Source organism: Flavobacterium sp. TS_SC_5, from assembly GCF_056156265.1.
The window spans coordinates 3102763-3117655 of the sequence record NZ_CM149588.1 but is presented as its reverse complement, the minus strand read 5'-3'; the positions used below and the strand labels follow the sequence as shown (position 1 = coordinate 3117655).

At 32.6% G+C, this 14893-nt stretch carries 15 protein-coding genes and 1 other RNA gene; 9 read left to right on the top strand and 7 right to left on the bottom strand.

Annotated features, from left to right (window positions below; translation table 11 throughout):
* Positions 1-571: 571 nt before the first annotated feature.
* The 4 genes from AC0J6S_RS13470 (at position 572) to AC0J6S_RS13455 (ending at position 5076) form a co-directional block, all read left to right on the top strand.
* Entirely contained in the window at positions 572-1072 is a 501-nt protein-coding gene (locus AC0J6S_RS13470) for a CAP domain-containing protein (protein ID WP_165151273.1), read from the top strand.
* Between the two features lie 473 nt (positions 1073-1545).
* Entirely contained in the window at positions 1546-2031 is a 486-nt protein-coding gene (locus tag AC0J6S_RS13465; protein WP_474954277.1) for a SixA phosphatase family protein, read from the top strand.
* On the top strand, positions 2028-4115 hold the full coding sequence (gene ppk1, locus AC0J6S_RS13460) for a polyphosphate kinase 1 (protein WP_474954276.1): 2088 nt from the start codon (positions 2028-2030) through the stop codon (positions 4113-4115). The genes AC0J6S_RS13465 and ppk1 overlap by 4 nt, the downstream gene beginning before the upstream one ends.
* 70 nt (positions 4116-4185) lie before the next feature.
* Positions 4186-5076, top strand: a complete 891-nt coding sequence (locus AC0J6S_RS13455; protein WP_474954275.1) for a Ppx/GppA phosphatase family protein — start codon at positions 4186-4188, stop codon at positions 5074-5076.
* Positions 5077-5088: 12 nt separating this feature from the next.
* Here AC0J6S_RS13455 and AC0J6S_RS13450 read toward each other — a convergent pair whose 3' ends face one another.
* From AC0J6S_RS13450 to AC0J6S_RS13440, 3 genes are all read right to left on the bottom strand, one after another.
* Positions 5089-5664 carry a DNA polymerase III subunit gamma/tau gene (locus AC0J6S_RS13450; protein WP_474954274.1) on the bottom strand — a complete coding sequence of 192 codons (576 nt, stop codon included), beginning with the start codon at positions 5662-5664 and terminating at the stop codon, positions 5089-5091.
* A 74-nt stretch (positions 5665-5738) separates the two neighbouring features.
* Complete coding sequence (gene dnaX / locus AC0J6S_RS13445; RefSeq protein WP_474954273.1) at positions 5739-6824, bottom strand: DNA polymerase III subunit gamma/tau; 1086 nt, start codon at positions 6822-6824, stop codon at positions 5739-5741.
* A gap of 279 nt (positions 6825-7103) precedes the next feature.
* Complete coding sequence (locus AC0J6S_RS13440) at positions 7104-7403, bottom strand: hypothetical protein (protein WP_474954272.1); 300 nt, start codon at positions 7401-7403, stop codon at positions 7104-7106.
* Between the two features lie 118 nt (positions 7404-7521).
* Here AC0J6S_RS13440 and rnpB point away from each other — a divergent pair.
* Both rnpB and AC0J6S_RS13430 read left to right on the top strand, forming a co-directional pair.
* An RNA gene (gene rnpB, locus AC0J6S_RS13435) (RNase P RNA component class A) lies at positions 7522-7849 on the top strand.
* A 220-nt stretch (positions 7850-8069) separates the two neighbouring features.
* Complete coding sequence (locus AC0J6S_RS13430; protein WP_474954271.1) at positions 8070-9002, top strand: ketopantoate reductase family protein; 933 nt, start codon at positions 8070-8072, stop codon at positions 9000-9002.
* Between the two features lie 152 nt (positions 9003-9154).
* Here the strand turns inward: AC0J6S_RS13430 and AC0J6S_RS13425 are convergent, their stop codons facing one another.
* The 3 genes from AC0J6S_RS13425 to AC0J6S_RS13415 form a co-directional block, all read right to left on the bottom strand.
* Positions 9155-9988 (bottom strand): OmpA/MotB family protein, encoded by an 834-nt coding sequence (locus AC0J6S_RS13425; protein WP_474954270.1) that lies wholly within the window; start codon positions 9986-9988, stop codon positions 9155-9157.
* A gap of 52 nt (positions 9989-10040) precedes the next feature.
* Entirely contained in the window at positions 10041-11042 is a 1002-nt protein-coding gene (locus tag AC0J6S_RS13420) for a glycosyltransferase family 2 protein (protein ID WP_474954269.1), read from the bottom strand.
* A 66-nt stretch (positions 11043-11108) separates the two neighbouring features.
* Positions 11109-11555, bottom strand: a complete 447-nt coding sequence (locus tag AC0J6S_RS13415) for a type I restriction enzyme HsdR N-terminal domain-containing protein (RefSeq protein ID WP_474954268.1) — start codon at positions 11553-11555, stop codon at positions 11109-11111.
* A gap of 91 nt (positions 11556-11646) precedes the next feature.
* On the opposite strand from AC0J6S_RS13415, the gene holA reads away from it, so the two are divergent.
* From holA to ettA, 3 genes are all read left to right on the top strand, one after another.
* Positions 11647-12651 (top strand): DNA polymerase III subunit delta, encoded by a 1005-nt coding sequence (holA, locus tag AC0J6S_RS13410; protein WP_474954267.1) that lies wholly within the window; start codon positions 11647-11649, stop codon positions 12649-12651.
* Between the two features lie 75 nt (positions 12652-12726).
* Positions 12727-12909 (top strand): CAL67264 family membrane protein, encoded by a 183-nt coding sequence (locus tag AC0J6S_RS13405; protein WP_113665712.1) that lies wholly within the window; start codon positions 12727-12729, stop codon positions 12907-12909.
* Between the two features lie 86 nt (positions 12910-12995).
* On the top strand, positions 12996-14690 hold the full coding sequence (gene ettA / locus AC0J6S_RS13400; RefSeq protein ID WP_474954266.1) for an energy-dependent translational throttle protein EttA: 1695 nt from the start codon (positions 12996-12998) through the stop codon (positions 14688-14690).
* 63 nt (positions 14691-14753) lie between these two features.
* On the opposite strand, the gene AC0J6S_RS13395 is transcribed toward ettA, so the two are convergent.
* Positions 14754-14879, bottom strand: coding sequence for a hypothetical protein (locus tag AC0J6S_RS13395; RefSeq protein ID WP_417991494.1), 126 nt, complete (start codon positions 14877-14879; stop codon positions 14754-14756).
* Positions 14880-14893 lie beyond the last annotated feature (14 nt).

The following is a 14893-nucleotide window of genomic DNA, read 5'->3' as shown; positions in this document are numbered from 1 at the left end:
AGAAAAAATTGCACTCCGTTAAAGAAAATACTCCAGCTATAGGAACCGAAAAATGGGGTAATCCAACTCTTGTTTCTATTTTTTTACGTGATTTAGTTTTTATAAATTTTTTTATTGAAATTTTCGGTAATAACATGCAAAGGGTTACCCTATATTCCAAGCCCAGATTTTCGTCTTAAGGTATACTTTTTTTAAAGTAATAAAGCACATAATTCACATAACCAACTTTTAGATTTTATTAATTATAGTGGTAGCGAAAAGAAATTCTGTTTTCAAATTTTTTAGGTATTTATTTTTTAAAACACGACTATTTAAGAGATAAATTATTGGTAAATAATCCTTTAAACAATTATTTTATACTAATAAATAGGCTTTTTTAAAAATAATTTAAATTATCATTTTCGCAATATGTAAGAAAAAGTATATACAAAATTATTATATATGTATTTAATCGATTATTTTAGGTATTTAAACGATATTATTGATACTTTTGGATAAGAGTTAAAAACATATATCTAATTCTTAAAGAAGTTTGCCCCACAATCTACTTTAAACTTAAACTACTACAATTATGAAAACAAATTTACTCCGTGTAGTATTGCTTACTTTAGTAATATTTATGATGAATTCTTGTTCATCAGATTCTGAAACAACTACAGAAGAAATTAAATCTGAAATAATTGAAACTTATTCCTATTCAGCTTCAGAATTAGAAGCGATGAATTTGATTAACGAATATAGAGTAAGTAAAGGGTTAAATGCATTAAAAAAAATAAATCATTTGTCTCATAAAGCTGAAGAACATGATTTTTTCATGATTGGAAATAATATAGTAAATCATGCTAATTTTAGCGATCGTTCACAAAATATTATCAGCGCATTAGGAGCTAAAAGCGTAAGTGAAAATATTGCATATAATTATAAAACTTCTCAAGCTGCATTAACTGCATGGTTGCTTAGTTCAGGACATAAAGAAAATATTGAGGGAAATTTCACCCACTTCGGGATTTCAATTAGAGAAAACCCCGTTAACGGGAGAAAATATTATACTAATATTTTTATAAAAATTTAATTTAGTTTTTTAGTAAAATAAGGCTGTCATCCCCCAATGACAGTCTTTTTTTATTTTCAATATTTAATTATATGCATAGGTTAGTAACTTCTAGTTTTCAATATTATAATTGATTGAGTTCTATCTTCTTATTTTTTAAAATACTTTAAAAATAATTTCTGTTAAAAATTATTAATCTAATGTCCATTTTTATAGGGTAGTGCCAAAATTATATTTTAATTCTATTGAATTTCAAATAACATTTTCTTGAAACTCGTTGACGTTGAGCAGTTTTATATTCTGTTTAAAATCTCTTTATTTTTATTCTTCTCCTTTTTAAAATTTCTGATATAATTCATATTTATTGATTTTACTTTTTTCTATCCTAATTTCACAAAATAATGATAAAAGTTCAAATGATTATCTTTTGTTTTGTAAATTAGGGACTAAAATTTTTGTCTGTTTCTTGATTTTTCACCATTTTATTCATCATTATGAAAAACTTAATATTGGTTCGCCATGCAAAATCAAGTTGGGAAGTTCCCATGGGTGATAAAGATCGCGGTTTGACTTGTCAAGGTGTAAAAGATTCTCATCTGGTCGCGACCGAAGCTAAAAATTCGATTCCTAAAACATATATAATTTGGAGTAGCATTGCCAAAAGAGCCACTGATACGGCGTTAATTTTTGCTCAAAATATTTCATATCCTATCGAAAGTATCGTTTACAAAGACGACCTTTATACTTTTGATGAAAAGAAATTGGAAAAAGTAATCAAATCATGTAATAATAATTTTGATAGTGTTATTCTTTTTGGGCATAACGCGGCAATTACAGATTTTGTTAATAAATTTGGTGACGTTTCCATTGAAAATGTTCCTACATCTGGTTTTGTGTCATTTAAATTTGATACGGATGATTGGAAAAAAATAGAGAATGGTAAAATAAAAAAAATAATATTCCCCAAAGACATAAGATGAACAAAGTATTAGAATATAAATATATTGATAGAGAAAAAAGTTGGTTGGCGTTTAACGCAAGAGTACTCCAAGAAGCTGGTGATCATTCGGTTCCTTTACTTGACAGGTTGCGTTTTTTAGGTATTTTTTCGAATAATTTAGATGAGTTTTTCAGGGTTCGATTTGCCGCCATCAGACGTTTAAGCTTAACAGGCATATCCGGCGAAAAATATCTTGGAGGTATATCTGCTCAGCAATTAGTCAAGGATATTACCGAAATCGTTATTCAGCAACAGTCTGAAAGTCTTCGAATATTGAATATTATCGAAAGCGAACTGGAAACTAAAAATATTTTTATCATTACGGAAACCGACATTACTGTTGAACAAGAAATTTTCCTGAAAGATTTTTTTATTCAAAAAGTGAGTCCGGAATTAGTTACCATAATCTTAAATGATTTGGCAGAATTCCCCGTATTGAAAGATACTTCAGGTTATTTAGCGATTAAATTGGTAATGAATAAAAACTCAGAGGTTCGGTATGCTGTAATCGAAATTCCTAAAACGATTAACCGCTTTGTAGTTTTACCCTCCAATAATGAAAAACAATATGTCATTCTTCTAGATGATGTTATTCGACATAATCTCAGTAATATTTTCAATATTTTTGATTACCAAAGCGTTTCGGCTCACATGATAAAAATCACCAGAGATGCGCAACTCGACATCGATAGTGATTTGAGTAAAAGTATGATTGAAAAAATATCATTAAGTGTAAAAGATCGAAGAATTGGGGAGCCGGTCCGTTTTATTTACGATCAGTTAATTGAAGAAGATACTTTAAAGTTTTTTCTGGATAAAATGAAAATTGTCTCCACTGACAGTATCATTCCAGGCGGTAGATATCACAATAGAAGGGATTATATGAATTTCCCAAACCTTGGTAGATTTGATTTACTATATCAAAAAAATGATCCTTTGCCTATTCCGGGATTAAGTCTTGAAGGAAGTATGCTCGAAAAAATAAGCGAGAAAGATTATTTATTGAATGCGCCTTATCAGTCCTTTTCCTATTTGACCAAGTTTTTACGTGAAGCGGCGCTAGATCCTAAAGTAATTTCGATTAAAATCACCTTGTATCGATTGGCAAAAAACTCTCAGATTATTAGTTCACTGATAAATGCGGCCAAAAACGGAAAAAAAGTTACTGTTCAAATCGAATTGCAGGCACGATTTGATGAGGCTTCCAATATTTCCTATGCTGAGCAAATGCAGTTGGAAGGTATTGAACTTATTTTTGGAATAAAAGGCTTAAAAGTTCACAGTAAAATATGTGTTATTGAAAGAATTGAAAATGATAAAATAAAACGATATGGTTTCATTTCAACTGGAAATTTCAATGAATCTACTGCAAAAGTATATACGGATGTCACTCTGTTTACAAGTCATCAACAGATTCTGAAGGATATAATGAGAATATTTGAGTTTTTTGACATCAATTACAGAGTGCATCGATACAAGCACCTCATTGTTTCACCACATTACACCAGAACTAAATTTGTTAAGTTGATTGACAGAGAAATTACGCATGCATTAGCCGGCAGGAAAACACATATTAAGTTAAAAATGAATAGTTTATCTGATTTTGCAATGATTGATAAATTATATGAAGCGAGCAGAGCAGGAGTTAAAATTCAACTTGAAGTCAGAGGAATTTGTTCGTTAATTCCCGGAATTCCCGGAATGAGTGATAATATTGAGGCAATAAGTATAGTAGATAATTATCTGGAACATTCCAGAATTTATATTTTTGGAAATGCCGGACAAACAGAAGTTTATATCTCATCAGCTGATTTTATGACCAGAAATCTTGACGGAAGAGTCGAAGTAACTTGTCCAATTTATGATCAGGGAATAAAAAATGAGTTGATTGATAATTTTGATATTGGCTGGAAAGGAAACGTGAAAGCGCGTTTTCATTCTTATAAATTAGATAATAAGTATCGCACTAGAAATCATAATCCTATTTTTAGAGCACAATTAGAGACCTATAAATACTACCAAAAAAAGCTGGACGCAGTATTAACTGAAGAGGAAAAAGTATAATTGTTTGTTCATGATTAAAGGGGAACTTTAACAAAACAATTAATAAGGAATTAAACGAATCAAAACGAAGATGATTAAAATAAAAAAATATGCAGCAATAGATATTGGTTCGAATGCCATGCGTCTATTGATTGCTAATATTGTGGAACAAGAGGGAAAAGAGCCTCAGTTTAATAAAAGTTCCCTGGTAAGAGTACCCATTCGTCTTGGGCAGGACGCTTTCACCGTTGGAGAAATTTCAGAGGAGAATATTGAAAGAATGTGTGATGCAATGAAAGCTTTCAATTTGTTGATGAAGGTTCATAAAGTAGAGCGCTATATGGCTTTTGCGACATCAGCAATGCGAGAAGCCTATAACGGAAAAGAAGTTGTAGCAATAATTAAGAAAAAAGCAGATATAAAAATAGAAATTATTGATGGTAAAAAAGAAGCTGCAATAATTGCATCAACTGATTTACATCATTTATTGAAAACAGATCAAACCTATCTTTTTGTAGATGTTGGTGGTGGAAGTACCGAGTTTACATTGTTTTCTAATGGTAAAATGATCAACTCAAGATCGTTCAAAGCTGGAACCGTCCGTTTATTGAATGATATGGTTTGTGATGTTGTATGGGATGAAATCGAAAAATGGATTAAAACCAATACGCAAGAATATGATGATGTTACGCTGATAGGTTCTGGAGGAAATATAAATAAGCTCTTTAAAATGTCGGGGAAAATGCAAGAAAAACCACTTTCCTATATTTATATGAATTCGCAATATGCTTTTTTGAATTCTCTTACTTATGAACAAAGAATTTCTGAATTAGGACTTAATCCTGATCGTGCCGATGTAATTGTGCCAGCAACAAGAATTTATCTGAATGCAATGAAGTGGAGTGGAGCACGAAATATTTATGTACCAAAAATTGGTCTTTCGGATGGAATTGTAAAAGCAATGTACTACGGAAAAATATAGTTTTAATACATACTAAGCGTCTAAATCTAATCCAAATGTTGTGCGTAAAAGCTCAATATTTGGATTTATTTCTAATAATCTATTGTAACGGTCTTGGTCATTAAAGCTTCTCTTGTTTTCAATACTTTCATTGACGATAACCTCAATTGTAATGTCATGATTGTGTAAGTGTCCTTTTAAATGTCCTAAAAGTCCATGTATTTCTTTTTCGAAATCTAATTTAGAGCCTTCATTTGGCAATTCAATTGTGATGGCGGTTTTGTTTAATTTTGGATCGTTAATAAGCAATAGAGATTCCATAATTCTATAGCCTTTGTCGCCTAAACGTTGTGCATATTTATTCCACTGCAGCAACATTTCAGTCTCTGAGAAAGGCTCGGTTGGCAAATGAAGTACTTCTTTTACAATTCCTTTACTACTTTCTTCTAATGCTTTTTTGGCACGAATACTGGCTAATGAAAACGCGGAAACCTTTATTCCTTCTGATTGTGGAATACTACTTTTTGTTGCGGGACTAGGAACTGGAATTGATGGAACAGCAGTTTTAGTTTCCAGTTCTTTTGATGGAACTGATTTTCCAACTGGCATAGCAGGTTTTGAATCTTCAATTTTGGGTTGAACCGTTATTGAATAATCATTCTTTCTATAATAAACAGGTGGGATTATATATTGCTCAACTTTTTTTTTTCTCCATCATAAGTGATAGAGGCTAATTGCATCAGACAAAGTTCAACAAGAAGTCGTTGATTCTGGCTCAGTTTGTATTTTAAATCACAATCATTTGCAATCTCGATTCCTTTCAAAAGAAAGTCCTGACTACATTTTTGGGCTTGCACGCCATACATTTGTTGTGCTTGTTCCCCAACTTCTAATAAAGTCAAGGTTGCAGGCGTTTTAGAAACTAATAAATCTCTAAAATGAGAAGCCAATCCAGATACAAAATGATGTGCATCAAAACCTTTTGCTAGAATTTCGTTAAACTCCATCAATAAATCCGGGATTTTGTTTTCCAAAATTAAATCTGTTACATTGATGTACGTTTCATAATCCAACACATTCAAGTTTTCCGTAACGGCCTGACGTGTTAATTCTTTTCCACAAAAAGAAACTACTCGGTCAAAAATAGACAAAGCATCACGCATGGCGCCATCAGCTTTTTGAGCAATAATGTGCAAAGCGTCATCTTCAAAAACTACGCCTTGGCTAGTGGCTACTTCGGCAAGATGTTCTTTAGCATCTTTTACAGTAATTCTTTTAAAATCAAATATCTGACAACGAGAAAGTATCGTTGGAATAATTTTATGTTTTTCGGTCGTTGCCAAAATAAAAATCGCGTGCTTAGGCGGTTCTTCCAGCGTTTTCAAGAAAGCATTGAAAGCTGCCGAAGACAACATGTGAACCTCATCAATAATATAGACTTTATATTGTCCTGTTTGTGGTGGGATCCTAACTTGATCAATAAGATTTCTGATATCATCAACGGAGTTGTTTGATGCAGCATCTAATTCGAAAACATTAAAGGCAAAATCTTCATTGGGATCATCATATCCTGGCTGGTTAATTTTACGAGCCAAAATACGGGCGCAAGTTGTTTTTCCAACGCCACGAGGTCCTGTAAATAACAATGCTGAAGCTAAGTGATTGCTTTCTATGGCATTCAATAAAGTATTAGTAATGGCTTTTTGTCCTACAACATCTTTAAATGTTTGAGGACGATATTTACGGGCCGATACAACAAATTGTTCCATAGAAATTTTATTCGAAAGCAAATATAGGTTTTAATTTAAAGATGCAAAAATTTAAGTATTGAAAGATTTTATAATTTTCAGAATGGTTTTTGTTCCCCAAATTTCCTAGCCCAGATTACTTCACAGTACTATAATTTTATTGGAGTTCAGTGAACTGCGTTTGTAGTGAAAATCCTTATTCGCCGGTCCCGAAACCTCGGGATGGCGTATAAGATTGTAACGGATAGCTGGAATAAGCTCCTAAAAAAATAATTGATTTAAGTTCTTTTAGAAAAGGATTTACTTGTCTCTTCCTTTGATGCTAAGATCGATTAAAACTCTTGCTGCACCATTATCTGAATTTGCGGCATATCCCGCTACAAATACTCCTTTTTTTCCAGAAGTTGATTTTATGCCATAAACCGTGGCTTCGTCATCTGGATTGGTGTCTCCTTCGTAACGGTAAATATGTTGAATCTCATAATGGCTTGGATTTTTTATAATGTCTTCCTCATGTAGATTGAAATCATAGGTAAAACCCATCTCGTTTAAATCGTCTAAGGCTTTGGAAACGGTGGCATAATGATACATATTTGACATAATAGAGATTTTTTAGTTATTTATTAAAGGTAACTATTTTATTATGAATTGATTGTAAAAGGCTTGTTAAAGTAAGCAGTGTTAAATGAAAAAAGAGAATTAAATAGTGTAAATTTGCCCTGCAGACCGCCTTATCGCCGTCTCGTCTTTTGGGACGAGAGGGAGGAAAGTCCGGACACCACAGGGAAGCATAGCGGGTAACACCCGTCGGTTACGTCTTTACGGGCGTGATTAGGACAAGTGCAACAGAAAGTATGTACAGGTAATGCTGTAGTGAAACCAGGTAAACTCTATGCGGTGAAATATCAAGTATATCAGCATTTAAGGGCTTCTCGTCCGTTGTTGAAGGGTAGATAGCTTGAGTCTCGCAGTAATGCGGGATCTAGATAAATGATAAGGCTCTAATTTATTGGAGACAGAATCCGGCTTATAGGTCTGCATTTTTTTAATTAAATTATTTAATAAAATTAAGATTGTGAAATCTAAAAAAAAACCATTAAGAAATTAAGTTTCATTAAGTTCCAAAGCTTAATTTTCTAAATTTCTTAATGGTTTTCTTTTTAATTAGTAGTTATAAAATCGCCAATAACAACAAGTTTGGATTAGTAAAAACAATAGATAAAAAACTAAAACATAAAGGTCAACTTAAAAATAAATTTTATACCAATGAAAACAAGAATTGGAATTTTAGGATTGGGTGGAGTAGGCGGTTATTTTGGTGGGTTATTAGCCAAAGCTTATACTGACTCAGATACAATCGAAATTATTTTTATTGCTCGTGGCAAAACTAAAAAAGCCATTGCTGCAAATGGTTTAAAAATCATTTTGGATGAAAGTGAAATGATTGTTTTTCCAAAGTTACTTTCTGATGATGCAGAAAATATTGGTAAACTGGATTACTTAATTTGTGCCACAAAAACCTATGATATTGAAACTAGTTTTGAATCCATAAAAAACTGTATAACTTCAAAAACTATAATTTTACCTGTATATAATGGCGTTGATGCAACGGAACGCATACTAAATTTGTTTCCTGAAAATAATGTTTTGCAAGGCTGCGTTTATATTGTTTCCATGATTGAATCTCCTGGAGTGGTAAAGAAAATAGGGCATTATGAAAAGTTGTTTTTTGGGTCTAAAAACACTTCAATTTCTTCATTAAAGGAACTGCAATCTATTTTCGAAAAGGCTTCTGTCCAAAGTTATCTTGTTGAAAATATAGAAGAAACAGTTTGGGAAAAATTTATATTTATTTCAGCTTTGGCTTCAGCAACTTCTTATTTGAATGAGAATATTGGTGGGATTCTAAATAATCCGGATAACAAAGCAATTTACATTTCACTTCTCAATGAAATTACTGCTGTAGCTCTGGCAAAAGGATTAGCGTTGCCAAATGATGTTATTGTTCAAACAATCATTAAACTCGAAAAATCACCACAAGATAACACATCATCTATGCATAGGGATTTGTTGGCAGGTCATAAAATAGAAGTGAATTCCTTAACCGAGTTTGTAGTAAAAGAGGGTATGAAATATGGTGTTCCAACTCCAACGTATCGAATGATTTTAGATAAATTAATGGATAGTAACATTTACTAATTAAGAAGATTAAATATTATTTGCTAGCGTATAAAATAACTTCACGATTTTTATTGAATGATAAAAATGAAATTACACAACCAAGTTTATCAATAAAAAAAAGAGGTTGTCTTTTTTAGACAACCTCTTTTAATAAAAAATTTTCACAAAAATTATGGTCTTTGCTTTTTCATTTCTTTTTCAATCATTTCGTAGAACTGATCAATTTTAGGTAAAACAACAATACGAGTTCTTCTGTTGCGGGATCTGTTTTCAGCAGAGTCATTCGCCACTAAAGGAATGTAAGAACTTCTTCCTGCTGCAATTAATTGCTCTGGTTTAACACCCAATTGATTTGTTAATACACGGATTATAGAAGTAGAACGTTTTACACTTAAATCCCAGTTGTCTAACAAAACACCAGAACCATTGTAAGGAACGTTATCAGTGTGTCCTTCTACCATACATTCGAAGTCTGGTTTGTCATTCACTACTTTTGCAACTTTTGCCAAAACCATTTTAGCTCTGTCTGTCACTTCGTAACTTCCGCTTTTGAATAATAATTTATCTGCAATGGAGATGAAAACTACTCCTTTTTCTACATTTATTTCGATATCTGGGTCAGATATTCCTACTGAACTTTTCAAGCTGGTTACTAATGCAAGTGTTACGCTGTCTTTTTTAGTTAAAGCATCCTGCATTCTGCTTATTTTTAAATCTTTCTCTTTAATAGATTCTAAAGCTTTTTCAATATTTTCAGCCCCCTTAGTTGACAATACAGTCATGTCTTTCGAAACACTGATTAAACCCTGATTTTGCTCTTTTAAAGTAGCTGCTGTAGCAGCAAGACCTGCTTTTTCCTCTAAACAGGAATTTAATTTCACTGTAGCCGTATTTAATAAATCTTGAGTTTCTTTGTTTCTAGCTTCTAATTCAGTGTATTTCTTTTTAGAAACACAGGAAGTTAAAAGGGCCATTACTGATAAGGCAATTACGATTTTTTTCATAAATTGTTTAAATTTAGATTAAAGGTTAATGACAAATTTAGCTTTTTAAAATTTATTTGGTTCTAAATAAATCGTTAAAAACTTTTATTTTTCTGATGAAGTATATGTAAACGATACTTTTGACGGTATAGTATGATGATTCTTGAAATTCATTTCTTTTTTTATAATTATCAGAAAAAAGGTTATAAAAAGACCCATGTGCTTTCAATATAGCCCAAAAATGCTTGAACTTTCCTTGAGTTAAAAATTGAACTCCTGCAATTCCATCTAAAATCATTCTGACTAATAGTATTCTGTAAAGTTGCTCTTTCGGAAGGTTTTTGGTCAGCATTAATAAAGAGTTTCTAAAATTTAAGTAGGTCTTCATTGGATGGCCTTGCTGTAAAGTGGCGCCTCCTACATGATAAACTACAGATCCAGAATTGTATTTTATTTTATATCCTTTATTAATGGCACGCCAACACAAATCAATTTCTTCCTGATGTGCAAAAAAATCATCGTCAAAACCATTTAGTGTTTTGTAAACCGAACTTCGGATAAAAAAACAAGCTCCTGATGCCCAAAATATTTCACGAGTATCATCATATTGACCGTTATCTTTTTCTAAAGTATCAAAAATACGACCCCGACAAAAAGGATAACCATATTCGTCAATAAATCCACCAGCAGCACCAGCATATTCAAAGTATTCTTTACGTTTATAATCTAATATTTTGGGTTGAATAATAGCAGTTTTTGGTTCGTTCTCGAAAGTATCAAGAATAGGTTTCAGCCAATTCTCGGTCACTTCGATATCCGAGTTTACTAATGCATATATTTCAGCATCAATATGTTTTAAAGCTTCATTGTAGCCACTTGCAAAACCAAGGTTACTTTCGTTTTTTACAATTTGTACCGATGGGAAAAAAGCTTTTATGTAGGAAATAGAATCATCTGTAGAGGCATTATCAGCAACATAAATTGTCGCTTGTGGAGAATAATTAACTACAGATGGAAGAAACTTTTCAAGCAATAAAATTCCATTCCAATTTAGTATGACAACAGCTATATTCATTTTTGTTTTTATATTTTCAGATTTTAGACTTTATAGATTTTAAAATTTCAAGAAGTCTAAAGTAAGCTAATTATTATAATTTGGCAGATTCTCTAAAAATGCATATTTCTCGTTTTCAAAATCCATTTGGCAAAAGTAATGATTCAATCCATTGGTTACCATTAGGAATTGGGCTTTCATCGTCATGTTATAACGGGCAATTTGGTCGAAAGTCGCTTGTGCAATTTTGATTTCTGGCGCTTTGCATTCAATTAAGATGAAAATAGAACCATCGGGATTGAAAACCACGACATCGTATCTTTTGCGCAAGCCATTGACTTTTAAAACTTTCTCGACATTAATTAAGGAGTGTGGATACTTTTTTTCTTCCAATAAAAATTGGACTACATGCTGTCGAACCCATTCTTCAGGAGTAAGAATGATGAATTTTTTCCTGATTGCATCAAAAATGGAGACTTTATTTTCGCTATTTTTGAACCGAAAGTTATAAAGTTGAAAATTGAGTTTTTGCATAAAGCAAAAGTATTAAATAAGTTTAAAATTTAAAGTTTAAAGTTTCATTCGAAGCGACAAACTTTAAACTTCAAACTTTAAACAAAAAGGAATGGACGAGGTTATAAAAATTGTAAATGATATAAAAAGTGGTAACATCAAACCTATCTATTTTTTGATGGGTGAAGAACCGTATTATATTGACAAACTATCGGATTATATTGAACAAAAAGTCTTATCCGAAGAGGAAAAAGGTTTTAATCAAACAGTTTTATACGGCAGAGACGTTTCTATAGAAGATATTATTTCGACTGCAAAACGCTATCCAATGATGGCGGAGCGTCAAGTGGTCATTGTAAAAGAAGCACAAGATTTAATCAGAACAATAGATAAGCTCGAAAGTTACGCTGATAACCCAATGGCAACAACAGTTTTAGTTTTTTGTTATAAATATAAAACGTTGGATAAACGTAAAAAAGTAATGAAATTGTTAGCTAAAAACGGTGTCGTTTACGAAAGTAAAAAACTGTATGAGAACCAAGTAGGTGATTGGATCAAACGTGTTTTGTCAGGCAAAAAATATTCAATTGAGCCTAAAGCAAATGCCATGTTGGTCGAATTTTTAGGAACTGATTTGAGCAAAATAAACAATGAACTCGAAAAATTACAAATTATTTTGCCGGTTGGAAGTACCATAAGTCCAAAAGATATTGAAGAAAATATAGGGTTCAGCAAAGATTTTAATGTGTTTGAATTGCGAAAAGCACTTGGCGAACGCAACCAGTTAAAAGCATATACTATTGCTGAAAATTTTGCACAAAATCCAAAAGATAATCCAATGGTAGTAACGACGAGTCTGGTTTTTAGTTTCTTTATTCAATTATTGAAATACCATGGTTTGAAAGACAAAAATCCCAAGAATGTAGCAGCAGTTATTGGTGTAAATCCTTTCTTTTTGAAAGAATATGATGTGGCTTTGAAAAATTATCCGATGAAGAAAGTGAGTCAGATTGTAGGTGCTTTAAGAGATATTGATGTGAAAAGCAAAGGAGTTGGCGCAAATGCGATGTCCCAATCTGATTTGTTACGAGAAATGCTTTATAAAATATTTAATTAAAGGGCAAAAATTTCCGATATTTGCACTCCCGTTCCGAGGCTTCGGAATTGGATCATTAAAATAAATTCCACAATTATGTCAATGAATAAAAATACGATTCTGGGTTGGGCCACTCTGATAATGATAATCATGGGCTTATTGCTTATTGCATTAGGTGCTTTTAGATATGATGATGTAGCGGGTTGGGGATTTGCAGCTGTAGGAGTTGGTTTTCTAGCTAATGCGTGGGTGTTTAGTTCACTCAAGGGAAGACTTTAGTTAATCATAAATTACAAATTTAAAATTGAAAAAATTAGATAAGAACTAATTATCTAAAAGTATAATAATCAGAAAATCTATAAAAAATGGCAGACGATAAAAAAGTAATATTCTCAATGTCAAAATTGAGTAAAACGTATCAAGGAGCAGATAAGCCGGTACTTAAAAACATCTATCTGAGTTTCTTTTACGGGGCTAAGATTGGTATTTTGGGATTAAATGGTTCTGGAAAATCTTCCTTATTAAAAATTATTGCCGGTGTTGATAAAAACTACCAAGGTGATGTAGTGTTTGCACCAGGTTACACAGTTGGTTATTTAGAGCAAGAACCTATTTTAGATGACAGCAAAACAGTTATCGAAATTGTAAGAGAAGGAGTTGCTGAAACAATGGCTGTTTTAGATGAGTTCAATAAAATCAATGATAGTTTTGGTTTGCCGGAAGTCTATGAAAATGCCGATAAAATGGAGCAATTGATGGATCGTCAAGCGCTTTTACAAGATAAAATTGATGCATTGGGTGCTTGGGAAATCGATACCAAACTGGAAATTGCCATGGATGCATTACGCACGCCAGAAGGAGATACGCCAATCAAGAATTTATCTGGTGGTGAGCGTCGTCGTGTAGCTTTATGTCGTTTGTTGTTGCAACAACCTGATGTATTACTTCTGGATGAGCCTACGAATCACTTGGATGCGGAGAGTGTACTTTGGTTAGAACAACATTTAGCACAATATGCGGGAACTGTAATTGCAGTAACGCACGATAGATATTTCTTAGATAATGTTGCCGGTTGGATTTTAGAATTGGATAGAGGAGAAGGTATTCCTTGGAAAGGGAATTATTCTTCTTGGTTGGATCAAAAATCAAGCCGTATGGCATTAGAAGAGAAAACAGCTTCTAAGCGAAGAAAGAATTTAGAACGTGAGTTGGACTGGGTTCGTCAAGGTGCCAAAGGTCGTCAAACAAAACAAAAAGCGCGTTTGCAGAACTACGATAAATTATTGAACGAAGACCAAAAACAATTGGATGAAAATTTGGAAATTTATATTCCAAATGGTCCGCGTTTAGGAACGAATGTAATTGAAGCCAAAAATGTTGCTAAAGCTTTTGGAGATAAATTATTGTATGATAATTTAAATTTCACTTTGCCACAGGCAGGAATCGTTGGAATTATCGGACCCAATGGAGCTGGTAAATCAACTATTTTCAAAATGATAATGGGTGAGGAAAAGCCAGATTCAGGAGAGTTCTCAATAGGAGATACGGTAAAAATCGCTTACGTAGATCAAGCGCACTCTAATATAAATCCAGATAAATCAATTTGGGAAAACTTCGCTGACGGTCAGGAATTGATTATGATGGGCGGAAAGCAAGTAAATTCAAGAGCCTACTTGTCACGATTTAATTTTGGTGGTGGAGAGCAAAATAAGAAAGTTTCTATGCTTTCTGGTGGAGAACGTAACCGTTTGCACCTTGCGATGACTTTGAAGGAAGAAGGAAACGTACTTTTGCTGGATGAGCCTACCAATGATTTGGATATTAACACACTACGTGCATTAGAAGAAGGTTTGGAGAGTTTTGCAGGTTGTGCGGTAGTTATTTCTCACGACAGATGGTTCTTAGACAGAATTTGTACGCACATTCTAGCTTTCGAAGGAAACTCTGAAGTGTATTGTTTTGAAGGTGGTTTTTCTGAATACGAAGAAAATAAGAAAAAACGTTTGGGAGGTGATTTAACACCAAAACGATTGAAATACAGAAAATTAATTAGAAGTTAGTTTTCTAATTATACATAATAACAGCAAGAGGCTGTCCGTAAAGGCATCCTCTTTTTTATGTTGTTATTTTTTTCTGTCGGAATTCATCATAATGAAAACTGCCGAAATGATTCCTATTATGACTAACCCGAATACGACAACCATTATAAAAGTTCCGTTATCCCAAGAAAAAAGTGTGGTGTCTTTCATGATCCATTTATTTT

Coding starts and splice junctions, on each gene's coding strand:
- AC0J6S_RS13470 (WP_165151273.1), top strand. CDS start 572: ATGAAAACAAATTTACTCCGTGTAGTATTGCTTACTTTAGTAATATTT.
- AC0J6S_RS13465 (WP_474954277.1), top strand. CDS start 1,546: ATGAAAAACTTAATATTGGTTCGCCATGCAAAATCAAGTTGGGAAGTT.
- ppk1 (WP_474954276.1), top strand. CDS start 2,028: ATGAACAAAGTATTAGAATATAAATATATTGATAGAGAAAAAAGTTGG.
- AC0J6S_RS13455 (WP_474954275.1), top strand. CDS start 4,186: ATGATTAAAATAAAAAAATATGCAGCAATAGATATTGGTTCGAATGCC.
- AC0J6S_RS13450 (WP_474954274.1), bottom strand. CDS start 5,664: ATGCCAGTTGGAAAATCAGTTCCATCAAAAGAACTGGAAACTAAAACT.
- dnaX (WP_474954273.1), bottom strand. CDS start 6,824: ATGGAACAATTTGTTGTATCGGCCCGTAAATATCGTCCTCAAACATTT.
- AC0J6S_RS13440 (WP_474954272.1), bottom strand. CDS start 7,403: ATGTCAAATATGTATCATTATGCCACCGTTTCCAAAGCCTTAGACGAT.
- AC0J6S_RS13430 (WP_474954271.1), top strand. CDS start 8,070: ATGAAAACAAGAATTGGAATTTTAGGATTGGGTGGAGTAGGCGGTTAT.
- AC0J6S_RS13425 (WP_474954270.1), bottom strand. CDS start 9,988: ATGAAAAAAATCGTAATTGCCTTATCAGTAATGGCCCTTTTAACTTCC.
- AC0J6S_RS13420 (WP_474954269.1), bottom strand. CDS start 11,042: ATGAATATAGCTGTTGTCATACTAAATTGGAATGGAATTTTATTGCTT.
- AC0J6S_RS13415 (WP_474954268.1), bottom strand. CDS start 11,555: ATGCAAAAACTCAATTTTCAACTTTATAACTTTCGGTTCAAAAATAGC.
- holA (WP_474954267.1), top strand. CDS start 11,647: ATGGACGAGGTTATAAAAATTGTAAATGATATAAAAAGTGGTAACATC.
- AC0J6S_RS13405 (WP_113665712.1), top strand. CDS start 12,727: ATGTCAATGAATAAAAATACGATTCTGGGTTGGGCCACTCTGATAATG.
- ettA (WP_474954266.1), top strand. CDS start 12,996: ATGGCAGACGATAAAAAAGTAATATTCTCAATGTCAAAATTGAGTAAA.
- AC0J6S_RS13395 (WP_417991494.1), bottom strand. CDS start 14,879: ATGAAAGACACCACACTTTTTTCTTGGGATAACGGAACTTTTATAATG.